21 protein-coding genes are annotated in these 23,006 nt (G+C 34.7%); 15 read left to right on the top strand and 6 right to left on the bottom strand.

The genetic code is table 11. The features are described 5' to 3' along the window. Window positions 1-38 precede the first annotated feature (38 nt). Window positions 39-1,637, top strand: coding sequence for a PepSY-associated TM helix domain-containing protein (locus K8B81_RS11955; RefSeq protein ID WP_223681760.1), 1,599 nt, complete (start codon window positions 39-41; stop codon window positions 1,635-1,637). 110 nt (window positions 1,638-1,747) lie between these two features. Here the strand turns inward: K8B81_RS11955 and K8B81_RS11960 are convergent, their stop codons facing one another. Next, window positions 1,748-2,410: a TrmH family RNA methyltransferase gene (locus K8B81_RS11960; RefSeq protein WP_223681762.1), complete on the bottom strand. Its 663-nt coding sequence runs from the start codon at window positions 2,408-2,410 to the stop codon at window positions 1,748-1,750. 153 nt (window positions 2,411-2,563) lie between these two features. Here K8B81_RS11960 and K8B81_RS11965 point away from each other — a divergent pair, with 153 nt between their 5' ends. From K8B81_RS11965 to K8B81_RS11985, 5 genes are all read left to right on the top strand, one after another. Continuing rightward, window positions 2,564-3,874, top strand: a complete 1,311-nt coding sequence (locus K8B81_RS11965) for a BNR repeat-containing protein (protein ID WP_223681764.1) — start codon at window positions 2,564-2,566, stop codon at window positions 3,872-3,874. A gap of 11 nt (window positions 3,875-3,885) precedes the next feature. Further along, window positions 3,886-4,587 (top strand): SIR2 family NAD-dependent protein deacylase, encoded by a 702-nt coding sequence (locus K8B81_RS11970; RefSeq protein ID WP_223681765.1) that lies wholly within the window; start codon window positions 3,886-3,888, stop codon window positions 4,585-4,587. Beyond that, on the top strand, window positions 4,584-5,276 hold the full coding sequence (locus K8B81_RS11975) for a sterol desaturase family protein (RefSeq protein ID WP_223681767.1): 693 nt from the start codon (window positions 4,584-4,586) through the stop codon (window positions 5,274-5,276). Before K8B81_RS11970 ends, K8B81_RS11975 begins: the two co-directional genes overlap by 4 nt. 79 nt (window positions 5,277-5,355) lie before the next feature. After that, the gene (gene purB / locus K8B81_RS11980; RefSeq protein WP_223681769.1) at window positions 5,356-6,702 is read left to right on the top strand and encodes an adenylosuccinate lyase; all 1,347 of its coding nucleotides are present in this window, start codon (window positions 5,356-5,358) and stop codon (window positions 6,700-6,702) included. 281 nt (window positions 6,703-6,983) lie between these two features. Continuing rightward, window positions 6,984-9,230 carry a cation:proton antiporter domain-containing protein gene (locus K8B81_RS11985; RefSeq protein WP_223681857.1) on the top strand — a complete coding sequence of 749 codons (2,247 nt, stop codon included), beginning with the start codon at window positions 6,984-6,986 and terminating at the stop codon, window positions 9,228-9,230. Between the two features lie 124 nt (window positions 9,231-9,354). Here K8B81_RS11985 and K8B81_RS11990 read toward each other — a convergent pair whose 3' ends face one another. Next, window positions 9,355-9,993: a peroxiredoxin gene (locus K8B81_RS11990; protein WP_223681771.1), complete on the bottom strand. Its 639-nt coding sequence runs from the start codon at window positions 9,991-9,993 to the stop codon at window positions 9,355-9,357. A 404-nt stretch (window positions 9,994-10,397) separates the two neighbouring features. Between K8B81_RS11990 and K8B81_RS11995 the strand changes: the two genes are divergently transcribed. The 4 genes from K8B81_RS11995 (at window position 10,398) to K8B81_RS12010 (ending at window position 15,303) form a co-directional block, all read left to right on the top strand. After that, entirely contained in the window at window positions 10,398-12,206 is a 1,809-nt protein-coding gene (locus tag K8B81_RS11995) for a type VI secretion system Vgr family protein (protein WP_223681774.1), read from the top strand. A 57-nt stretch (window positions 12,207-12,263) separates the two neighbouring features. Continuing rightward, window positions 12,264-13,862, top strand: a complete 1,599-nt coding sequence (locus K8B81_RS12000; RefSeq protein WP_223681776.1) for a phospholipase effector Tle1 domain-containing protein — start codon at window positions 12,264-12,266, stop codon at window positions 13,860-13,862. A 67-nt stretch (window positions 13,863-13,929) separates the two neighbouring features. After that, a complete protein-coding gene (locus K8B81_RS12005; protein ID WP_223681777.1) occupies window positions 13,930-14,913 on the top strand; it encodes a DUF2931 family protein in 984 nt (327 codons plus the stop codon). 45 nt (window positions 14,914-14,958) lie between these two features. After that, window positions 14,959-15,303 carry a hypothetical protein gene (locus tag K8B81_RS12010; protein ID WP_223681778.1) on the top strand — a complete coding sequence of 115 codons (345 nt, stop codon included), beginning with the start codon at window positions 14,959-14,961 and terminating at the stop codon, window positions 15,301-15,303. Between the two features lie 119 nt (window positions 15,304-15,422). Here K8B81_RS12010 and K8B81_RS12015 read toward each other — a convergent pair whose 3' ends face one another. Further along, on the bottom strand, window positions 15,423-16,334 hold the full coding sequence (locus K8B81_RS12015) for an AEC family transporter (RefSeq protein WP_223681779.1): 912 nt from the start codon (window positions 16,332-16,334) through the stop codon (window positions 15,423-15,425). Window positions 16,335-16,438: 104 nt separating this feature from the next. On the opposite strand from K8B81_RS12015, the gene K8B81_RS12020 reads away from it, so the two are divergent. From K8B81_RS12020 to meaB, 5 genes are all read left to right on the top strand, one after another. Then, window positions 16,439-17,005 (top strand): Crp/Fnr family transcriptional regulator, encoded by a 567-nt coding sequence (locus K8B81_RS12020; protein WP_223681780.1) that lies wholly within the window; start codon window positions 16,439-16,441, stop codon window positions 17,003-17,005. A 60-nt stretch (window positions 17,006-17,065) separates the two neighbouring features. Then, window positions 17,066-17,554, top strand: coding sequence for a DoxX family protein (locus K8B81_RS12025; RefSeq protein WP_223681781.1), 489 nt, complete (start codon window positions 17,066-17,068; stop codon window positions 17,552-17,554). 123 nt (window positions 17,555-17,677) lie between these two features. Then, the gene (locus K8B81_RS12030; protein ID WP_223681783.1) at window positions 17,678-18,085 is read left to right on the top strand and encodes an RrF2 family transcriptional regulator; all 408 of its coding nucleotides are present in this window, start codon (window positions 17,678-17,680) and stop codon (window positions 18,083-18,085) included. Window positions 18,086-18,143: 58 nt separating this feature from the next. Further along, on the top strand, window positions 18,144-18,785 hold the full coding sequence (locus K8B81_RS12035) for an NAD(P)-dependent oxidoreductase (RefSeq protein ID WP_223681785.1): 642 nt from the start codon (window positions 18,144-18,146) through the stop codon (window positions 18,783-18,785). Between the two features lie 142 nt (window positions 18,786-18,927). Next, the gene (gene meaB, locus K8B81_RS12040; protein WP_223681786.1) at window positions 18,928-20,019 is read left to right on the top strand and encodes a methylmalonyl Co-A mutase-associated GTPase MeaB; all 1,092 of its coding nucleotides are present in this window, start codon (window positions 18,928-18,930) and stop codon (window positions 20,017-20,019) included. 17 nt (window positions 20,020-20,036) lie between these two features. Here the strand turns inward: meaB and K8B81_RS12045 are convergent, their stop codons facing one another. From K8B81_RS12045 to K8B81_RS12055, 3 genes are all read right to left on the bottom strand, one after another. Beyond that, window positions 20,037-20,576 (bottom strand): hypothetical protein, encoded by a 540-nt coding sequence (locus K8B81_RS12045; protein WP_223681787.1) that lies wholly within the window; start codon window positions 20,574-20,576, stop codon window positions 20,037-20,039. Between the two features lie 174 nt (window positions 20,577-20,750). After that, on the bottom strand, window positions 20,751-22,691 hold the full coding sequence (locus K8B81_RS12050) for an LTA synthase family protein (protein WP_223681788.1): 1,941 nt from the start codon (window positions 22,689-22,691) through the stop codon (window positions 20,751-20,753). Between the two features lie 66 nt (window positions 22,692-22,757). After that, a complete protein-coding gene (locus K8B81_RS12055) occupies window positions 22,758-22,985 on the bottom strand; it encodes a hypothetical protein (RefSeq protein ID WP_026727980.1) in 228 nt (75 codons plus the stop codon). Between the last annotated feature and the right edge of the window lie 21 nt (window positions 22,986-23,006).

The raw sequence follows: 23,006 nt of genomic DNA on the forward strand, positions 1-23,006 counted from the left end.
AAAGGATACCACTTCGATCGGGGCTAAAAAACGGAACAATGAGTAAAGAAATAACAGCCAAAAAATCCAAAAAGAAGGATTCTAAAATCGTAAAGAAAATCAAACAGCATATGTACAAATGGCATCGTGCTATTGGTTTAATTACAATTATTCCGGTAATTTTCTGGACATTATCAGGTTTGATGCATCCGTTTATGGCGCATTTTTTTAAACCTGAAATTGCCCATGACAAACTGGAACAGCAAACTATTAATAAAAATCAATTGCAGTTTTCGATTCAGGAAGTTTTACAGAAAAATGAACTGACACAATTCAAAAATTTCAGAATTATTTCCTTCAACAATAAAACGTATTACCAGCTTAAAACGATAATTGGCGAGTTATGGTATTTTGATGCGGCAACAGCTGAGAAACTAGAAAACGGAGATCAGAAATATGCCGAATGGCTATCCAGATATTTTCTGGATGATCAAAAAAGCACCATAAAAGAGAGCGAAATTGTAACGGAATTTAATTCGCAATACAAATATGTAAACCGTTATTTACCTGTCTATAAATTGAGTTTTGATCGTCCGGATACTATGGAAGTGTATGTAGAAACTTCTTCCGGAAAACTGGCCACTTACAATCCGGCTTCACGACAATGGTTTATCTGGTTTTTCGACACTTTTCATAACTGGTCCTTTATAGATGCCATTTCAAACAACAGTGTCCGAATCATTACCATGATTTTCCTTCTCTCAATTATTGGTTTTTCTGCCCTGAGCGGAATCTTAATTTACGGTTTACTGTGGAAACAATTTAAAAAAACTGATAGTGTACAACCTAAAAAAGGACTCCGAAAATACCATCGCCAAATCGGAATCTGGGTTTCACTTTTTACATTGACTTTTGCTTTTAGCGGTGCTTATCATGCCACTACAAAATGGGAGCCTTATACTTTATCACAAATGGTTTACGAACCTACTTTTGAAACCAAAGAAATTCCCGGAGCCAATAACAAGCTCAATTTAGACTGGAATCGTTTTCAAAACATGAGCATTATTACACTAAACGACACAATTTATTATCGTTGTCAGTTGGTTGAAAAAGAAACAAAAAAATTCAAAAAACCAAAATCAGATTCTAAATGGAATAAAAGTAAAGATCAAAAGTCTGAAGTCATTTACATCAACGCAACAACAAATAAAATTGCGCCAAACCTGGATTTAGAATATGCCGAATTTCTAGCTTATTATTTTACCGATGGGGCACCAAAAGCTTCGTGCTGCGAAATGATTGATACGTCAGAAGATGATTCTCAGCCTTCATTTGAAAATATAAAATTATTGGAATCAAAAGTTTTGAATGACTTTGAAAGCAGAGAATACGGTTTTGTCAATAAAAGACTTCCGGTCGTAAAATTAGCGTATGACACACCTGAAAAAACAACTTACTTTATCGAAACTTCAACATCAAGATTAGCTGCGGTTATCAATAACTCAGACCGGGCTGAAGGGTATTCTTTTGCCATCCTTCACAAATTTTTATTTATGGACTGGGCTGGAAAAAATATCCGTGACCTGACGATGGCCTTGGCTGCATTAACCATTTTGGTTGTGAGTATTCTTGGATTTATTCTTTTCTTAAAGAGATAGCGCCATTTTATTTCCTGCAAGGTCTTTTTTGACCTTGTAGGTATTTAAACCAACAACATAACAAACCTACAAGGTTTTAAAAACCTTGCAGGAATCCGTATTTAGAAAATTTATCGGGAATTCTCCTCGTAATAACGCGCTTCGATACGCTTAATATCTTTTATGGAGTTTTTCGCCCAATCCAAACGCTTTTCTAAAATCTCTTCATCAGACAACTGCCATTTTATATCTGATCTTCGAAGTCTGTTGGTTAGGTTTTGAATTATAATAGCCGCAGAAACCGAAATATTCAGGCTTTCGGTAAAACCAACCATTGGTATTTTCAGGAAACCATCGGCATTGTCCATAATTGCTGCAGACAATCCTTCTTTTTCTGTACCAAAAAATAATGCGCTTGGTTTTGATATGTCAAAGTCCTCCAGCATGCAGTCCTGTTCATGAGGCGTTGTTGCAATAATTTGGTAGCCTTTGCTTTTTAAATCTGAAAGACACCCAGCAACCGAATCAAATCTGTTGATATCAACCCATTTCTGGGCTCCAAGAGCAATTTCTTTATCAATTCGTTTCCCAAAACGCTGCTCGATAACATTCAATTCCTGAATTCCGAAAACCTCACAACTGCGCATTACAGCACTTGTATTATGCATTTGGTACACATCTTCTACTGCAACTGTAAAATGTTTGGTACGGTTTTCCAGAACATGCAGAAATCGTTCCTTACGGTTATCAGTTAGTATATTTTCAAGAAAAGCGAGGTAATCTAAATCAATCATTTTGGTTTTATTTGGCGCAAAAATAGTAATATTTTATCATATCGAAAAAATGACCTAAAGCCCTGCAATCCAAAACTGGTATGCTTTAATTGATAGTATTATTAAAATCGGTTACTTTTACTAATTACTAACCGCCTCATAAAAATAACCTGAATGAACAAGTCTTTATACAAGAGTATTCTATTTGCTTTATCTCTTACCCTTTTTGCCTGTGCAACAAAATCATCAAAAGAAATTCCAGTCGGCTATGGCTGGAGCAATAATTCTGTTAATACCGTTAAATTCAGAAAAAATGCTGTAACTTCTTTTAAAGATCTTCAGTTCACAGCTTATTATGACGCAGATGGTTCAGTAGTTTTAGGCAAAAGAAAACTAAATTCTGCTAACTGGGAAATCGTAAAAACACCTTATTCCGGTAATTCAAAAGATGCACATAACAGTATTAGTATTGCTGTAGACGGAGATGGATATCTTCATGTAAGCTGGGATCATCACGACACAAAACTTAGATATGCGAAAAGCAAATCACCCTTAAGTTTAGATTTGGACAGAGAAGAATCAATGACCGGTATTGCCGAACAAAAAGTGACGTATCCTGAATTTTATAATTTACCAAACGGAAATTTATTGTTTTTTTATCGTTCAGGATCTTCAGGAAGAGGTAATATGATTATTAATTCCTATGCTTTAAAAGACAAAAAATGGTCACAAATTCAAAGCAATTTATTAAACGGTGAAGACAAAAGAAGTGCTTACTGGCAAGCCAAAGTAGATAAAAAAGGCACCATACATCTTTCATGGGTTTGGAGAGAAAGCTGGGATGTTTCGACTAATCACGATATTTGTTATGCCCGTTCTTTTGATGGCGGTTTGACTTGGGAAAAATCAAATGGAGAAAAATATAATTTACCAATAACTTTCACATCGGCAGAAATTGCCTGGAAAATTCCGGAAAAATCGAGTTTGATCAACCAAACTTCGATGACGGCTGATGAAAACGGAAACCCTTATATCGCTAATTATTGGAGCGAAAATAATATTCCGCAGTTTCAGATTGTTTATTTAGAAAATGGTAGCTGGAAAAAATCAAATACCGGTTTTCGAACAGCTTCTTTTTCTCTGGGAGGTGGCGGTACCAAAAAAATCCCGATTTCCAGACCTGATTTATTACTTAAGGAAGAAGGAAAAAACCGCTATTTGTACCTTCTTTTTAGAGACAGCGAAAGAGAAAACAAAGTTTCAATGGCTTACACGAATTTAAATAAAGAAAGCAATTGGAAAGTAACCGATTTAACCTCAACCGCAATAGGCGAATGGGAACCTAATTATGATATTACACTTTGGGAAAAGCAAAAAAAACTTCATATCTTTCTTCAAAATGTAAATCAGGTTGACGGAGAAGGTCTGGCAAAGTCTGAACCAACAATGGTACGGATATTAGAAGTGAATCAATTACCTAAATAATTGCAACAATAATGAAAAAGAAATTAGTGGTGCTTACCGGAGCCGGAATAAGTGCTGAAAGCGGTATCAAAACATTTCGAGACAGCGACGGATTATGGGAAGGCCATGACGTAATGGAAGTAGCCACTCCCGAAGGATGGCATAAAAATCAGGAACTCGTTTTAGATTTTTATAATAAAAGGCGCCAACAGCTTATAGAAGTCGAGCCTAATTTAGGACACAAAATTTTAGCCGAATTAGAAAAAGATTTTGATGTTTACATCATCACTCAAAATGTTGATGATTTACACGAAAGAGCCGGAAGTTCTAAAGTTCTACATTTGCATGGAGAATTGCTAAAAGTCAGAAGTACCAAAAATCGTGATTTGATTTTAGACTGGACTGAAGATTTAGTAACGGGTGATCTGGATGAAAACGGACACCAGCTCCGCCCGCATATTGTGTGGTTTGGCGAAGATGTTCCTGCACTTGAAGAAGCGATTGCCATAACCGAAACCGCTGATTATTTTGCCGTAATCGGAACTTCCCTGCAGGTTTATCCTGCTGCCGGTCTGATAAGTTACACCTATAGTATTACACCGGTTTTTTATATTGATCCGAAGCCAATTGCAATTCCGAATATTAGAAACAAAGTTGAAACGATTGCAAAATTTGCTTCAGAAGGAGTAGCAGATCTAAGAGATAAACTATTGAATTTAGAAAAGATAAAATGATTTTTGAAAGCTGGCTGCAGCAATTAGCAGAATTCAATCTGGTTTCTCTGTCTGTTTTCTTCCTGATTGAAAACTTAGTTTTAATTTCTATTTCGGTTTTAATCGGACGAATAATCGAACCGGAGAATACCGTTTTAAAAAAGTCTGATCGCAAATGGATATTTTCAACTCTCATTTGCAATACGTTTATAACAATAATGGGGTTTGAAATGTATCGTTTAGAAATCCTGAAAATAGATTTTTCAGAATCAATTGTTTCTTTAGTAGTTGATACTTTGCTACTGATTGTCTTAATGGACTTTTTTATGTTCTGTTTTCATTTTCTGGTGCATCGCTTAAAATGGTTTAACCCTATTCACAGGCTTCATCACACACATGTTGATACCAGTGTTTACAGCCTTTATGTACTGCATCCTGTTGAAACTTTAGGCTTTGGTATGATTTGGCTGTTTCTAATTACGATTTTAAAGTTCAACTTTTTAAGCATCATTATTTACCTTATTTTAAATTTGTCGTACGGCATATTTGGTCATTTAAAGACAGACATATTTCCGGATTTTTGGTATAGAAACTCTTTTACAAAATGGATCTCAACTACAAAATTCCACAATGATCATCATAAAAACGAATCGCATAATTATGGTTTCTATTTTACGATTTGGGATAAAATTTTCAAAACCATAATTTAAGCGATAATAATAGCTTCAGTAATTTTCAGAAGTTTTAACAATACCTTATATTTGCACCTTTCGAAAAAACAACATAACGATGACTACTCTAAACGAATTGAATGCTATATCACCAATTGACGGAAGATATAGAAGTAAAACCCAAAATTTAGCACCTTTCTTCTCTGAAGAAGCTTTAATAAAGTATCGTGTATTAGTTGAAGTGGAATACTTTATTGCTTTATGCGAAATTCCGCTGCCGCAATTACAGGGCATAAATTCTGATTTATTTGAAAGCCTTCGTAATATCTACAAGAATTTTTCTACTGAAGATGCACTTTGGATTAAAGAAACTGAAAAAGTAACCAACCACGACGTAAAAGCGGTGGAATACTTTATCAAAGATGCTTTTGAAAAATTAGGTTTGTCTCAATACAAAGAGTTCATTCACTTCGGATTAACATCCCAGGACATTAACAATACGGCCATTCCGCTTTCTACAAAAGAAGCTTTTGAACAAGTTTACATGCCAACCTTAGTTTCTTTAATTGCAAAATTGAAAGAATTAAGTGTGGAATGGGCAGCCATTCCAATGTTGGCACGTACGCACGGACAACCGGCTTCTCCTACCCGCTTAGGAAAAGAAATTTTAGTTTTCGTAGAGCGTTTAGAAGAGCAGATGCGTTTGTTGTTCAATATTCCGTTTGCGGGGAAATTTGGAGGAGCAACAGGAAATTTTAATGCACATCACGTAGCTTACCCACAAATTGACTGGAAACAGTTTGGAACTAAATTTGTTGAAACCGGCTTAGGTTTACAGCATTCGTTCCCAACTACTCAAATCGAGCATTACGATCATTTTGCTGCTTTTTTTGATGGTTTAAAAAGAATCAACAATATCATTATCGATTTAGACCGTGATATCTGGACGTATGTTTCAATGGATTATTTCAAGCAAAAAATCAAAGCAGGAGAAATTGGATCATCAGCAATGCCGCATAAAGTAAACCCAATTGATTTTGAAAACTCAGAAGGAAACTTAGGAATTGCCAATGCTATTTTCGAACATTTGGCTGCTAAATTACCAATCTCAAGATTACAGCGTGACTTAACTGACAGTACTGTTTTAAGAAATGTCGGAGTTCCTGTAGGACATACTATTATTGCTTTTGAAGCTACTTTGAAAGGTTTGAACAAATTACTTTTAAACGAAAGTAAATTTGCCGAAGATTTAGAAAAGAACTGGGCAGTTGTTGCAGAAGCAATCCAGACCATCCTGCGTCGTGAAGCCTATCCTAATCCTTATGAAGCGTTGAAGGGCTTAACAAGAACCAATGAAGCAATCGATAAAAATGCCATTCATAATTTTATTGCAACTTTAGAAGTTTCTGATTCGATAAGAGCAGAATTAATGGCTATTACCCCTAGCAATTATACAGGAATTTAAAATAAAACCTAAAATATTTTCTCAAAAAAAGCTATCTTTATCCGGATAGCTTTTTTTATTTAAACCGAGTATTAGCCCAGATTACTTCACTTAACTTTTATTTTTAATAGGAGTTCAGTGAATTCCATTTGAAATGAAAAGCCTTTTGTGAAAAAACCATATTTTTTTCCAGGTACAGAGCGACCAGCGGAAGCTACTGAAACTGTTTAAAAAATAGCGTTTTTGAATAAAAGCTTGAAATGGAAAGCTGGGTTAAGCTCCTGAAAAATATTGCCTTTTATATGATTGCCTTAAACGCCGCTGCTGAAACTACACACCATTTACAACCTTTAATCAGTGATCTGGGATTAATCCTGATGACTGCCGGAATTGCTGTACTTATTTTTAAAAAAATGAAACAGCCTCTGGTTTTAGGATACCTGATTGCTGGTTTTTTAGCTGGAAACCATTTTGATTTTTTCCCTTCAATAACCGACATGAAAAGTGTCGAAGTCTGGGCAGAAATTGGAGTCATATTTTTACTTTTTAGTTTAGGACTTGAGTTCAGTTTTAAAAAACTAATGAAGGTTGGAGGAACCTCATCTATTACGGCCATAACGCAGATTATGTTTATGACACTCATAGGTTATTGTGTCGGACAATGGATGGGCTGGGGAAAAATGGACAGTATTTTTCTTGGGGCTACGCTTTCGATTTCTTCTACAACAATTATCATCAGGGCATTTGATGAATTAGGTGTTAAAGGAAAAAAGTTCGTTGGAATTGTTTTCGGGGCTCTTATTGTTGAAGATATTGTTGCAATTCTGATGCTAGTTTTGTTATCTACCATAGCTGTAAGTAATGAAGTTTCAGGTGGTGCTTTACTGCAATCTGTTTTAAAATTGATATTCTTTTTAATTATATGGTTTTTGGGCGGAATCTTTATTATCCCAACCATTCTCAAAAAAGCTAAACATCTTTTAACAGATGAAATGCTGCTGATCATTTCACTGGCCATGTGTTTAATGATGGTGATTTTTGCTGCAAATGTTGGTTTTTCTCCTGCATTAGGTGCTTTTATAATGGGGTCTATTATTGCCGAAACTACTCAGGCAGAAAAAATTGAACATTTGATTCAGCCTGTTAAAGACTTATTCGGAGCAGTTTTCTTTGTGTCTGTAGGAATGTTAATTAATCCTGCAACATTAGTTGACTTTGCACTTCCGGTTTTGATTATCACACTAGTGACTATTTTTGGAAAAGCATTGAGTTCTTCATTTGGGGCTTTATTATCCGGTCAGCCTTTGAAACAATCGGTTCAAACCGGAATGAGTCTTGCCCAAATTGGGGAATTTTCTTTTATAATTGCTACACTTGGGATGACACTAAAAGTTACAAGCGATTTCCTGTATCCCATAATTGTAGCCGTTTCTGCCATTACAACCTTTACCACGCCTTTTTTAATTAAGTATTCAGAATCGTTCGCTCATGCTTTAGAACAAAAAATGCCGAAAAAATGGGTCAAAAACATCAATCGTTACAGTGTAAATGCTCAGGCAATTAAATCGGTCAGTACCTGGCAAATTGTACTGCGTTCTTCGATAACACAAATTATTCTTCATACGATAATTATTACCGCAATCATTTTATTGTCATCTAAATTTGTGGCACCTTCAGTAGCTGATACCCGATTTGGAAATACATTAGCAGCTTTATTGACTTTAGTTATAATTGCTCCGTTTTTATGGGCACTTTCACTGCGCCGTGTCAAAGTGGACGAAGTTGAAAGATTATGGGAAGAACGTAAATATCGCGGGGCTCTCCTGATGCTAATCTTAATCAGAATGAGTATTGGATTATTTTTTGTTGGATTTTTATTAAATATATTCTTTTCGCCAACAGTTGCTTTTGTTGCCTTGATTATTGCCATTGCTGCTTACCAGATATTCCCTAAAAAATTAAACGAGCAATATCATAAAATTGAAAATCACTTTTTGAAGAATTTAAATGATCGTGAAAATAAAAAGATAGACAGAAGATATGCCAATTTAATGCCATGGGACGGACACATGTCTATTTTTGAAATTGGAAAAGAATCAAACCTGGCCGGAAAAACATTAGAAGAACTGCATATCCGTGAGCAGATGGGAATCAATATTGCTTACATAAGACGCGGTGAAATCACAATTGCAATTCCGACTAAAACCGAGCGTTTATTCCCAGGTGATGAAATTTGTGTCATTGGTACCGATGCTCAGATTACTGAATTTAATAAATATCTGACCCAGAATGAAATTGAAGCTCCTAAAAATGTACAAGAATCAGAAATTGTGCTGCGCCAGCTCGAAGTTTCTAATGACGAGTTTACAGAAAAAAGCATTGGACAGTTTAGAGGTAAAACCGGTGGAATGGTAGTGGGAATCGAGAGAAACGGAAACCGAATTCTAAATCCTGAATCCAGTTTAATTTTACAGCTAAACGATATTATATGGGTAGTTGGAGATAAGAAAAAAATGGCTGAGTTGTTGAAAAAGCCTCTTAGAAGCTAATATCTCATAAGTTTTCTAAGATTTTCTCCCTAAAATGTTCCATGAATAGTTAAGGTGCTAATTTTCCAGGATCATAAAAAAATCTCCGAAACTTAGCACCTTATTATTGAAGCTAAAGAAAAGCTTATTTATTAGGCTGTGGCGTCAAACGCAAATACGGTTTGATTGGTGTATAGCCTTTTGGGAATTTTGCCGGAATATCACTATCCGGAATTGCCGGTGCGATTACCACATCCTGTCCGTCTTTCCAGTTTGCCGGCGTAGCTACGCTATAGTTTGCAGTTAACTGTAAGCTGTCTATAACACGAAGCAATTCGTCAAAATTTCTTCCTGTCGAAGCCGGATACGTTAAAGTCAGTTTGATTTTTTTATCAGGCCCAATTACAAAAACAGAACGCACTGTAAATTTATCGCTTGCATTTGGGTGCAGCATATCATACAAATTTGCTACTTTTTTATCTTCGTCTGCAATGATTGGAAAATTGACCTCTGTATTTTGCGTTTCATTGATGTCTTTAATCCATTCTTTATGGGAATCCAAGCCATCAACACTCAAAGCAATAACTTTAGTATTTCTTTTTGTAAATTCAGGAACGTAATTGGCTACAGTTCCTAATTCAGTGGTACAAACCGGAGTAAAATCGGCAGGGTGAGAAAATAAAACACCCCATGAATCACCTAACCATTCATGAAAATTAATTGTCCCTTGTGTTGTTTCGGCCTGGAAATCGGGTGCTATATCGCCTAATCGTAATGTTGACATAATTATATTTTTTTAGTTCCCCTAAAATTACTCAAAAAAATAATTAAAAAAAACTAAACTCTACTTTTTCTATCAATTTAAAATTAATATTATTTTTCTTTTGGATATTAGAACGAAATAAGGGAGAACTCCAATTAAAAGCAAAATAAGAACTTATAATAATAAACATACTCTATGCTGGTTTTATCAGCAATGTATCTCATATTCAGAAAAACATACAATTCTTACTAAAAAGGGTTTTGAATATTTTTAATTTGATTTTCCTGCATTTTTTCGAATATCACTAAAAGTGGGTATTGTAAAGGGCTTCTAGAAAATATAGGTTTGCCAGATTATTTTTACATACAAAGCACTTAAAATTACCTTCAAATAATATCTAATCCAAAAAGCAAAAACATATTTATATGTCACATTTCTCAGAACAAGTTCATATTACTATAGGAAGTTTTACCCAAAATGTTGTTTATTATGATTTAGAGGTAAATCAAAAAATGGCAGATCATCATCATTTTTCATTTGTCTGGCAATATACAGGCAAAGCGATAATAAACCCGGCAGATCAGGCAAAAGCTTTGAGGGATTATCTGGGTGATGAAGTTATTTTTACCTTTAAAAGCCTTACCGGAATTAAGTTGATGAGCAAAGGGATCATTACAGAACTTTCCTCTGTTGATCTTCACGGCAGTGCGGTAGGACTACACGTAAAAGGCATAAGTCATAGCATAGTTCTGGATGATATGAAAAAATCAAGAACGTTTCAACAGTTTGGCATGGATGATATCGTACTGAGTATTTTAGCAGAAGGACCAGGAGAGTTTTACCAGAGAGATTCTATAAAATCGACTTATCTTCAGGAATTCAAATGTATGGCACAGTATAATGAAACGAATTTTGAATTTTTAAAAAGATTAGCCAAACGATACGGACAATGGTTTTATTTTGACGGAATGCGAATGCAGTTTGGACAGACCAAATCCAGTAATATAAAACTCATCAACGGAGCTTCGTTACATAGTTTTAAAATACAGGCCAATATGGCTTCGCATAAAATTTCATTGGGAGGTTATGATTATACCCTTGCAGCCAATATTCGTAATGCTTCTGCCCGAACCTCTACAGGCAGTAAGGATAGTTTCTCGTCAATCGTCGGTCATAATCAGGGAACCGTTACACAGGCAGAACTGAGTATTGGAGCTTACACAGCCAATGCTCAAAACAGCGAAGAAATACAAGAAATGGTCAAACTGCAAACTGCAGGCAGTGATGCAAATAGTGTATATTATGGCGGCATGTCTTATTTCCCATTAGGACTTGGGCAGGTTTTTACCATAGTAAACCAAACCGTAGAACATGAACTCATTGTGATAGAAGTAACACATATTTCGCAGGTACACGGCAATTATTCCTGTAACTTCAAAGCAATCCCGGCCGATGTTGGGGCACCATATTATACAGATGTACATGTATTTGCCAAAGCTGAAACACAGCCAGCGAAGATAAAAGACAATAATGACCCTGAAGGATTGGGACGTGTAAAAGTGAAGTTCAATTGGGCAAACGGAAGCACTACAAGCGACTGGATTCGTATGGTACAGCCACACTCTGGATCAGGAAAAGGTTTTTATTTTATTCCCGAAATTGATGAAGAAGTTCTGGTAGGATTTGAAGGAGGAAATGCCCAGAAACCATATGTTTTAGGAACACAATATAACGGAAGTGAAAGTTCGGGATATAATTCAGGAGAAAACGATAAAAAAGTAATTCACACACGATCAGGTACAAAAATAGTTTTTAATGATGCTGAAGGAAGTATTTTGATAGAAGACCCAAGTGGAAACCGCTATACAATGGATGGAAAAGGTAATATCGAATTTGATGCGCCTAAAAACATGACGTTTAATGCTGGTGAGAATATTAACATGAATGCCGGACAAAACATGAACACAAATGTTGGTGCAAATAAAATGGACACCACTGGCGGAAATCATACCGAAACGATTACAGGTTCAAAAATTATTTCTATCGGGATAAATTTTACCTTAAATGTTGTAGGAAGTATGTTTGAATGGATAAAAGGAAATAAAGAAACAGAGAGTAAAGACATTAAAGAAATGGCCAAGGAAGTGTTTTTAAATAGTACCGAAAAAAGTATCAATGTACGAGGTACCAAAAATGTAAATAACCATAGCGGAGAAATATCTAAAAACGGTTAATCATGAGTATTACAAGAATTATTGATGGTACCTTAAAAAAGACCGCAACAGACAATATTGATATACGCGCAACCGAGGGTAATAGACTTTATTGCTGCTCAAAACAATAATTGGCACGGTGGTGAAGATGGCATTTTTCATCACGATTATGAGCCTTTGGATCCTGCTGATTCTATGGGTAACAGTATTACCATTACATTAAATATTTTTTTTGATGGTACACAAAATAATAAAACCAATACAATAGAAGGTAAAAATTATAAAGAATCGAATCATAAAGACGATAGTTATACCAATGATTTCTCGAACGTCGCACGAGGTTATGATACCGTAGCTACTGATGTTCCTTTTCAAGAAAAAATTTATATAGAAGGAATAGGAACTTTTGATAAAGAGAGTGATGATATTTTTCCGGATGTTGCCCTGGGTATGGGCGATAGAGGGGTAATGGCGAAAGTAGTTAAGGCTTGTGTTGAAGCTGGGAAAAAAATTTCGAAACAACAATACAAAACAAAACAAATCGATGAATTAAAAATAAATGTTTTTGGTTTTAGCCGTGGTGCGGCAGCTGCCAGACATTTTTTGCATGTTGCCAATAGTCCTGCTATTATTTTTAACACAGATCGGGAGAACAACATAACGGTAAATACACCTCATAGCTACCAGGGAATGGAAACTGCATATTTTAGGTTTAAGGTACCTTACAGCCCTATATTAGACAAACACGGCTATTTTGCAGCCTGCTTATTAAAAAACGAAATTAATCCAAAAAAAATTAAATTCAATTTTACAGGACTTTATGATACTGTTGCTTCTTACGGGATTTATCATGGCAATGATGTAAGCGATTTAGATCTTAATGCCATTAAAAATTCACATTTTGTTTTTCAGCTTTCGGCCGATGATGAATACCGCGAAAATTTTGACCTTACTGATATTACCAGTGCAGGATTAAATGGGTTAGAATATACCCTTCCAGGCGTACATTGTGACATAGGCGGTGCTTATAATGATCTCGAAGACGAAGTTTCTGTTTTGTATTACAAAAGAGAATCAGTGTACAACAGGGTAATTCATGATACGGATAATGAAATTGAAAAATTTAGACAAATAGTAATTAATGAAGGGTGGTATAAACCCTATCAAATTACTGCAGGCATTCTTAGGGATTCAGATTTAGGTACAGAAGAAAAAGGAAGCGTTGATGATTCCGAAACATTCTATACCGTTGTAGGTACAAGAAAAAGTCTACGCAACATCTATAACAAAATACCACTAAAAAAAATGTTCTTTTTCTCCGGTTATTTTGGGGTGAAATATGACACTACTAAAATTGAAAAGAAACACGAAATAAACAATCCTTTTTTGCAGGGAGTTTACAATCAGTTAATGGATTACATGCAATCCTGCAGTGATTTACGAAATGATTATATAAGGAACAAACCAACATTAGATCAGGAATACTTAAATGAGTTACGACAAATATCGTATCTGGATTATATAAATCCCGAGGATTTAAAAACCTTACGAAACGAATACTTACACTGGTCCGTAAAAGCCAATAAATTTGGACTGGAAACACGCGAAAGTCAGGCACCGTCTAAAGAAGGCGCCTTGGAACAAAAATATAGAAAAAGAGAAATACATCATGGCTAAAATAAAGAAATTAATATCACATTGTAGTTTAGTAGCTGTTGCTTTTACCCAATTAATTAGTTGTCAAATGAAAAAAGAATTACCACAATTTCACGTAGAAATGTGCCACCCTGAGGATAAATATTTAATAGAACCCGTTTATGATAAAATAAAAACCATGGAAGAGGGAGGGGCTTCGTTCCCGTATGGAGGTTCTTCAGGAGAATGGGGAGACTCACACGCTTCCTGGACAGAACAGTATGGTACCCCTATTGGGGCAGATATTACCTATTATGCTAAATATGAAGATACCTTTTACCGCTTGAATGTAGATTTTCCTGTGGCTACAATGGAGGATTTAACCAAAAGATTTTATTGCAATAATGAAGATTCAGAATATAACGAAGATCTGAAAGAATATGTATATGAGAGAAAATTCGATCAAAGAGCTTATACAGAATTTCGTGATTTAATTTTTGGCTTTGGACCAAAAGGAATGGTTGTGGTTTGGCTGCGGTATGGTGCAACTCAAAAAGAACTGGGGCGTTATCAGGCAGAAGCTGTAAAAGACGACAAAGCATTAGAGGACAAATTATTTTCAACTAAAATCACAGTTTCAAGACAGCAAATAAGAAACACCCGAATGATTCCAGATACGAGCCCTGCAAAATGGGATAATTACCGTAAAAAATATGTTTGGCGTCCTGTAATAACTTCTACAAAACCAAATTTCCGACTTTTTGAAGTCATGACTCAATACTTTAATGCAGAATCTGAAATTGCAGTTCGACCTATATCATTAAACCCTGCTAAACGAGAAAGGGCTATCCCAAGGGCAATTACTTTTTTTTGGGAAACAGGCAAAGGAGAAAAATTTGAAGGCAGAGTTTTTTTTGATTCGCAAAAAACCAACGAACAGTTTAAAAATGACAATACCGGAGATAATGAAATTCAGATAAAAATAAGCGAAGATAATAGCGGTTATGAAGTATTCTTCAATAATAAACCTTTAGAAACGGTTAATAAAAGACTGTATATAAGTGAGCGAAAATTTAAAGAGTCCTATAAATAACGTTTCATTCATTTGACAACGAAAAAGAGAAATACATCATAGATTATGGTTAAAACAATATCTGAAATAACAATTATAGACAATGATTTATCCCTGATGCTCCATAACAAAAAAAATGGAGCCTCATATATTTCCAATAAAGAACATAAAAATATAAGTTTTACCGATGCACAAGCGAATAAGGCGTTTAATTATCCTGTTACTATTTCAGTCAATTCAAAAGTGTTTGAATTGACTGAAATTGGACAAAATTTAAATTTCAAAGATGGTAAAATAATGGCCTTCTTATCTACAAATGATGTTCAGGAGCTAGCGCAAAAAACTTTTTATGAAGATGGGCAAACTCCTATTTATGACTTTATAAACAATAAATTTACTGTAGAATTATGACTACACTGCTTCGTTTTTTTATTTTAATAAGTATTCAAACGTTTAACAAATACAGCTATCGATGTCAGCCGTTTGGGTAGATGAACTCATATCCGGTAAAACAAATTAGCCATCAAAATTTATATAAAATTAATGATAAAGTACCAAATAGCAAGGGTTAAGAACGAAACCGGAATCCCAAAACCCACCATCATACTGCTTAATTTTGGCTTCAAGCCATAAGTCGAAGCTAAGATTGCGCCTGTAATCATGGGTGCCATAGCGGTTTCCATAATTGTAATTTTAATAGGCTCTGAATGCTGATTGAAAATAAAAACATATAATACTAATATGACAAACGGAACCAGAATAAGCTTAAAGAAAAGTCCAAGCCGCAAAAATTTCCAATGCTGGCTTTTTCGGTCAAAATTGAGTTGTAATCCGACAGATAATAAAGCGAGAGGTGTTACAAAACTTCCCACTTTTAACAATATGGATTGGATATCCAAATCTAAATCATAGTCATAAACATTCATCAAACAAGCAAGAACAAACATTATGAACGGAGGGAATAGGACTATTTTTCTGATAATACTCCAAGTATCGGGGCTTCCTTTAGAATAAAATGCTGCTACAAAAACACCTAATGTTGAAACAACCACAAATGTTCCGGGCTGATCTACCAGAACAGCAGTTTCTAAACCTTTTTTGCCAAATAAAGCTTCAATTATGGGATAACCTAAAAATGACGAATTGCTTAATCCCGCAGTTAGGATCAGACAGCCAATTAGTTTATTAGACCATTTTAATTTCTTCCCTAAAAAATGAAAAAATACAAATGCAAGAATAAAAGTAATCCAACCCGCTCCTATGGGAAACAACAATTCGTTGCTCCATTTAATTTTTGGTATATGATATAAAGTGATGGCAGGAAGGCATAAATAAATGACAATTTTATTTAAAACCTTGTAAATATTAGACGGAAATCCTTTTACTCTTTGCAAAAGCAATCCTAAAAATAAAAAGATAAATATTAAAATAAAGTTGTTCATATCAATGCCTGATTACAAAAATAGGGTTTTATTTGCTGTTCAGGTAAACAAATTATAGCACTCCTTTAAGTTTTTTGTTACTTTTAATCTATAACTCTAAAGTAATGCAGCAAATAAGAGATAATTTCGAACGAATGGTAAAACTCTCTGATGAAGACTGGAATACCTTTTCCTCAAAACTCATCCGTCAGGAATTTCCAAAGAAAACAGCTATACTCCAAACTGGTCATGTTGAAAATTATCTTTCTTTTGTAGAAAAAGGAATCGTTAGATTTTATGTCCCCTCAGAAAACAAAGACCTCACATTTACTTTTGGATTTGATGGCGAATTTGTAAGTGGTTATGATTCTTTCATTACCAGATTCCCCGCAAAGTACACTATTGAAACTCTTGCAGACACAATACTTTGGCGCATTTCTCACAATGATCTTCAGGACATTTATGCGCTGACTGAAATTGGTAATACAATTGGAAGGTTAGCGAGCGAAGGATTATTTCTAAAAAAATCAAAAAGAGAACTATCATTGTTGAACGAGTCAGCAGAACAACGATATCGCAACTTATTCACAGAGCAGCCTCAATTAATTCAAAAGATACCTCAAAAATACCTTGCATCCTATATTGGTATTACTCCACAAGCTTTAAGCCGAATACGAAAACGCATTTATTAACCCAGGTTCATTGTTTTAGGTTTCATTAGTATGCAACTTTGTATAATAAATCAAAAAGATATGGAAACCTTAATTGTGCTCTTTGGAGCTTTTACGCTTACATTACTTATTATTTGGATAACAAGCAAACGTCTTGAACTTAGATTTTCAGGCAGAGTTGCTATGGCACTTATGCTTGTATTTACCGCTATAGGTCATTTTGTTTTTACTAAAGGAATGACAATGATGATTCCTTTTTTACCCTGGCCAGAGGTGATTGTAATTTTTACAGGCGTTATAGAGTTAATCGCAGCAATTGGAATACTGCTTCCCACGACCAAAGTCATAACCGGAAAACTGCTTATTTTATTTTACATTTTACTATTCCCTGCTAATGTTTATGCCGCAATTCACAATGTTAACTTACGAACTGCCGACTACACTGGCGAAGGCGTATCCTATTTATGGGTTAGAATACCTATGCAGCTTCTTTTTATTTCCTGGGTATATTTTTCGACTATAAAAAATCCGAAAATCAAAATAGTCAACCAGGAGAATGCACATCATTGATTTTAATAATGTGTATTTTCGTTTTGTTCATTTTTATAGTTTTACTGTTCTAAATTAATTTTTAGTTAAAATTAGTTTTTGTTCTAAAAAATGATTTAAATTTGTAACATAATTTATTACAGTATGATTTCAGGCAAATTTGCTATATCAGTTCACATCTTAACCTTGCTCACTAAATTCCCGAATGATTATTTGTCATCGGAGTTTATTGCTGGAAGTATGAACCTGAATCCGGTTTTGGTCAGAAAAGAAATAGCAAACCTAAAAGCGCATCATATTGTAGAAAGCAAGGAAGGAAAAAACGGAGGAACAAAATTATCAAAAGCGGCTTCGAATATTAGTTTAAAAGAAATATTTGAAATGACTTTTGAGAATATCGGTTTAGGTTATGCCAAAAACCAGCCCAATCCGGATTGTCCTGTTGGAAAAAAAATCAATCAGAACCTTGATGTTTTGTATTCTGAAATGAATCAAAAGGTCTGTGAACAGCTGGAAGGTATTTCATTGGAAGATTTTTCAGCTCAATTTTAAAACATTTTTTTTAAACAAAACTGTAACTTTTTTTATTACTAAATAAATTTATATATCTATGAAAATTGCACTTATTGGAGCTACTGGCTTCGTTGGAACAGCTATCTTAAATGAATTAGCAGACAGAAAGCATGAAATTACTGCTATCGCAAGAACACCAAAAGACACTACAAATGCAACCTGGATCGCTGCAGATATTTATGATGCAGATGCATTGTCTGAAATTTTAAAAGGACATGAAGCCGTTATTAATGCATTTAATCCGGGTTGGGCAAATCCGAATATTTATGAAGATTCGATTAAAGGTTCAAAAGCAATTCAGGATGCAGTTAAAAAATCTGGTGTAAAACGATTTATTACAATTGGGGGTGCTGGAAGTTTATATGTTGCTCCAGGGGTACAGCTTATTGATACTCCTGATTTTCCTAAAGAAATTTATGATGGTGCCAATGCTGCCAGACATTATTTAGAAACGATTAAAGAAGAAAAAGAATTAGACTGGGCCTTTTTTAGCCCTGCAATTGAAATGCATGCAGGAACTAAAACAGGAAGAACAGGAAAATACCGTTTAGGTCTGGAAAATCCTGTTTTTAATGAGGAACAAAGAAGTATTCTATCTGTAGAAGATTTAGCGGTTGTAATTGCTGATGAAATCGAAACTCCAAAACACCATCAGGTTCGATTTACTGCAGCATATTAATCAAACACAGATTTCAAAAATTAGCACGAATTTAAACGTGAGAAAATGAATTCGTGTTTTAACAAAAAACAGTTTCCAATGCAATTTTCTGCTTTTGAAACTGTTTTTGTTTTCAGTACTTTTACAATACAAAAAAAATATTTTGTCAAGTTCAAATAAGCAGGCCGACAGTTTAAATGAAAAGACTGGAATTTCATCTCCCGAAATCACCAATGCATCGGCTATCATTCAAATCAGGAACAAACGCAGGCAACAGCCATCCGCAGAAGAACTGATTTCAGGAATACTTTCCGGAAACCGAACATCTCTCAGCCGTGCTATTACTTTAATCGAAAGTACAAACCCAGAACATATTGAAAAAGCAAATCAAGTTATTAAAGGATGTTTACCCAATGCCAACAAATCGATTAGAATAGGAATTACAGGTGTTCCCGGTGTTGGAAAAAGCACTTTTATTGAAGCTTTGGGGACTTTTTTGACTGAATTAGGAAAAAAAGTTGCTGTATTAGCCGTTGATCCAAGCAGTACTATTTCTCATGGCAGTATTTTAGGAGATAAAACCCGAATGGAAAATTTAGTAAAAAACGAAAATGCTTTTATCCGTCCGAGTGCTTCCGGAGAAAATTTAGGTGGTGTTGCCCGCAAAACAAGAGAAACCATTATTTTATGTGAAGCAGCAGGTTTTGACAACATAATTATTGAAACTGTGGGAGTTGGTCAAAGTGAGACTGCCGTTCACAGCATGGTCGATTTTTTCTTATTATTGAAAATTTCAGGTGCTGGTGATGAACTTCAGGGCATTAAACGAGGCATAATGGAAATGGCAGATGCCATCGTTATCAATAAAGCAGACGGCGATAACATCAACAAAGCCAATCATGCAAAAGCTGAATTTAATCGTGCGCTACATTTATTTCCTCCAAAAAAGTCAAACTGGCTGCCTAAAGCAACCACTTGCAGTGCTATTACAAAAGAAGGAATTTCGGATGTCTGGAACAGCATTCTGGATTATTTTGAAATGACTAAAGAAACCGGATTCTTTCAGGAAAAAAGAAACGAACAAAACCAATTCTGGATGATCGAAACCATTAACGAACAGTTGAAACAAAATTTCTACAATCAGCCTGAAATTATTTCATTATTGGAACAAAATAAAAAAGCGGTGCAAAATAATGAAATATCACCTTTTGCAGCCGCTCAGCTTTTATTGGATAAATATAAAAAAAGCGTATAATTGCTTTTTAAATTCATTTATTTCACATTAATCGAAATGGTATAAGCTTCTTCACTTTCCTGAATAGCATATTTACCAGGAACTAAAATGTCTGAATTGAATTTTAGGGATTTAACTAATTCCGGTTGTATAGTTTGTCCTTCAGGTATTAGATAAACTCTTCCATTTCGTAATAGCACTTTTTTATGTTCTTCAGTCAAAGCACTTTTTTGAATTTCCATCACAAAATTTCCTTTTTCATTTGTAACACGTACTGGTGTTCCTTCAGGGTCTGGTTTCGCAAAGCCATAAGTTATCCAATCGTAACGAACAAAATTACAAAACCCTTCTGGCTGGCTGCAATCAATATTATGTGCCCCCCAAGCCCGTACAATAGTTCCTTCATAGTGAGGCAAATATCTTTTAGTGTTTGGCTGGTTTTGCTGCTCTGTGTTTGACAATTCAGGGTTTTGATCTTCAACAGATTCGTTGTTACAGCTCATAAAAAAAGCGGCAGAGAGAAAAACTAACAGCACTTTTAATACCTCAACTTTTCTTTTTTGTTGTAAAGTTTTCATAATAAATAATTTAATTGCCCCTACTCTATCGTTGGCTTTTCGGGTTACGCCTTTTAATTTAGTATATATCAATTAAATTATTTTTTGTTACCCTTTTCGTTTGAATTTTAATACAAAAAAAAGCTGTTAAGTATGAAATTACACCTAACAGCTTTTTTATAAATAAATTCAAACCTATTTTTTTGTATCCCTAAGCTTGTACTTATTTTGTTTATATAAATTCCCCGCAGTGATAACATGTGCTAAGGCATCTTTTGCTAATTCTTCGTTTAATTTTACAGGAACTAATGTTGTATCATTTTTAATTTCGAATTGCAGGGGTTTCAAATTTGGCTGCATAATCACCACCTGATTTTCAACCCTAAATGCATTGATATCATTAAACTGCATAATCGATCTTCCTTGCACTTTTGGATCTAATTTATTCAAATTGCGCCCAACCATCGGCGTTTCAAACGGAATTCCTAAATATCCCAATAATGTTGGCGGAATATCGATCTGACTTGCCAGTCTGTTATAAACAGCTCCTTTTGGAACTCCCGGTCCCATAATAAATGCCGGAATATGAAATTTATTAATCGGCACTAAATTTTTCCCGTAGGTTCTCGTATTGTGATCGGCAATTACAATAAAAATCGTGTTTTTAAAATACGGTTCTTTCTTAGCCATTTCGAAGAATTTCCCGATAGAAAAATCAGCATATTTCATGGCATTATTAACTGTTGCAGGCTTTTTATCATACGGTTTGATTCTTCCTGCCGGATATTCAAATGGCTCGTGATTTGAAGTTGAAAACATTAATGAAAAAAAAGGTTTATTTCCTTTTGACTTAAAATAATTATTTGCCTTGGTCACTAAATCTTCATCAGAATAACCCCAGGTTCCTTTGAAAACATATTTATTTCCATCTGACTCAAAATCTGTCTGATCTACAATATCCTCAAAACCATTTCCGTTAAAAAATGAGGCCATATTATCAAAATTCGCCATTCCGCCATAGATAAAGCTCGTATCGTAACCTTTATGCTTTAAGGCATCCGCCAAAGTAAAAAAACCTTGTTGAGAATTCCCTAATTTTACTACACTTTCTGATGGTGAAGGCAAAAAACCGGTCACAACCGCTTCTATTCCGCGAACACTTCTTGTTCCTGTGCAATACAAATTCGTGAACAGCAAACCCTCTTTCGATAATTTATCAAATTCAGGCGTTAATGGTTTTCCGCCCAGGATTCCAACATATTCCGCACCTAAACTTTCCTGAAGAAATATAACCAGATTGTATGGTTTCTTCAAAACAGAATCAGGCTGCTGTACATGTAGAAAAGGAATCTCTGCATCAGTAAAATCATTTGGTCCCGCAATCATATATTTCTTTACACGGGCAATCGCTTCTGCTTCATCCATTTTACCGTACATCTTGGTATTTCCTTCGTTTTTAATCGAATAAGCAGCAAAGGCAACGGTGTAAAAAGAATTTAAGCCCAACGTATTCGTAAGCTGATCAGTCGAAAAAACTGCATTACTGGCATTAATAGGACGTTTTGAAGTCAGACTTGAACGAGCCCCGAAAAACAATAAAAATGCCACCAAAGGAAAAACCATTAATTTGAACTTATAATCTGTGGCGATTGTATGGAAAAATTGTTTTCCTTTTTTGAATGCCAAATAAATAACCGTACATAAAATCAGGAAAGTAACAACAATAGAAGTCAGATAACTTTTTAAAAGCATCCCCACAACTTCTTTTGGATAAATCAGATAATCAAGGAAAATCTTATTCGGACGTGTATCATATTGTTTTACGAAATCCGGTGAAGCCAATTCTACAAAAAGAATCAGAAACAGGAATATAAAACTATAAATTACCAAAAATGAATTGGTAAACTTGAGCCATTTGTTAGGCAAAAAGGTAATTAAAACCGCAGGCAGAAAAGACAAATAACAAAGTAAAATTAAATCCATTCGTAAGCCGATTGGAAAAATATACCAGAAATTGGGTGTTTCTACTACCCTGTCTTTAAAAATAAAAAATAAAAATATCCTGCTTAAGGTAGTAATTAGCAATCCGGTTAAAATAAAATTTAAAACCGGTTTTAAAAAACGTAGTTTTTTCATTTAACAATTTTGAATGATATATTTAGGTAGAGACGCACAGCAGTGCGTCTCTACTGCAGTGCATTTCTACTCTTCGTAACGATTTATTTCACGGTCGTAAAAATCATTTGCTTTTTCAATTAAGCTTTCCATTTCTGCATTTAATTCGGCTTCATCAAGATCTTCTGCTTCTTCCAGAAATTCTACCTCATCATCTTTAAGATTGATGATAAATCTTGGGTAATCAAGGTGTATGATAAAAATATCGTCGGGAAAATCAGTATTATCTCCAAGTAAAAATTTTGGTAATTCCATAATAATTTATTTTTTAAAGCT

The sequence above is a fragment of the Flavobacterium hibisci genome, from assembly GCF_020026925.1.
In the GTDB taxonomy this organism is placed as follows: Bacteria; Bacteroidota; Bacteroidia; order Flavobacteriales; family Flavobacteriaceae; genus Flavobacterium; species Flavobacterium hibisci.

Excerpts from the sequence above, each read along its gene's own strand:
- K8B81_RS11955 (WP_223681760.1), top strand. The coding sequence starts at position 39 with ATGAGTAAAGAAATAACAGCCAAAAAATCCAAAAAGAAGGATTCTAAA.
- K8B81_RS11960 (WP_223681762.1), bottom strand. The coding sequence starts at position 2,410 with ATGATTGATTTAGATTACCTCGCTTTTCTTGAAAATATACTAACTGAT.
- K8B81_RS11965 (WP_223681764.1), top strand. The coding sequence starts at position 2,564 with ATGAACAAGTCTTTATACAAGAGTATTCTATTTGCTTTATCTCTTACC.
- K8B81_RS11970 (WP_223681765.1), top strand. The coding sequence starts at position 3,886 with ATGAAAAAGAAATTAGTGGTGCTTACCGGAGCCGGAATAAGTGCTGAA.
- K8B81_RS11975 (WP_223681767.1), top strand. The coding sequence starts at position 4,584 with ATGATTTTTGAAAGCTGGCTGCAGCAATTAGCAGAATTCAATCTGGTT.
- purB (WP_223681769.1), top strand. The coding sequence starts at position 5,356 with ATGACTACTCTAAACGAATTGAATGCTATATCACCAATTGACGGAAGA.
- K8B81_RS11985 (WP_223681857.1), top strand. The coding sequence starts at position 6,984 with ATGATTGCCTTAAACGCCGCTGCTGAAACTACACACCATTTACAACCT.
- K8B81_RS11990 (WP_223681771.1), bottom strand. The coding sequence starts at position 9,993 with ATGTCAACATTACGATTAGGCGATATAGCACCCGATTTCCAGGCCGAA.
- K8B81_RS11995 (WP_223681774.1), top strand. The coding sequence starts at position 10,398 with ATGTCACATTTCTCAGAACAAGTTCATATTACTATAGGAAGTTTTACC.
- K8B81_RS12005 (WP_223681777.1), top strand. The coding sequence starts at position 13,930 with ATGAAAAAAGAATTACCACAATTTCACGTAGAAATGTGCCACCCTGAG.
- K8B81_RS12010 (WP_223681778.1), top strand. The coding sequence starts at position 14,959 with ATGGTTAAAACAATATCTGAAATAACAATTATAGACAATGATTTATCC.
- K8B81_RS12015 (WP_223681779.1), bottom strand. The coding sequence starts at position 16,334 with ATGAACAACTTTATTTTAATATTTATCTTTTTATTTTTAGGATTGCTT.
- K8B81_RS12020 (WP_223681780.1), top strand. The coding sequence starts at position 16,439 with ATGCAGCAAATAAGAGATAATTTCGAACGAATGGTAAAACTCTCTGAT.
- K8B81_RS12025 (WP_223681781.1), top strand. The coding sequence starts at position 17,066 with ATGGAAACCTTAATTGTGCTCTTTGGAGCTTTTACGCTTACATTACTT.
- K8B81_RS12030 (WP_223681783.1), top strand. The coding sequence starts at position 17,678 with ATGATTTCAGGCAAATTTGCTATATCAGTTCACATCTTAACCTTGCTC.
- K8B81_RS12035 (WP_223681785.1), top strand. The coding sequence starts at position 18,144 with ATGAAAATTGCACTTATTGGAGCTACTGGCTTCGTTGGAACAGCTATC.
- K8B81_RS12045 (WP_223681787.1), bottom strand. The coding sequence starts at position 20,576 with ATGAAAACTTTACAACAAAAAAGAAAAGTTGAGGTATTAAAAGTGCTG.
- K8B81_RS12050 (WP_223681788.1), bottom strand. The coding sequence starts at position 22,691 with ATGAAAAAACTACGTTTTTTAAAACCGGTTTTAAATTTTATTTTAACC.
- K8B81_RS12055 (WP_026727980.1), bottom strand. The coding sequence starts at position 22,985 with ATGGAATTACCAAAATTTTTACTTGGAGATAATACTGATTTTCCCGAC.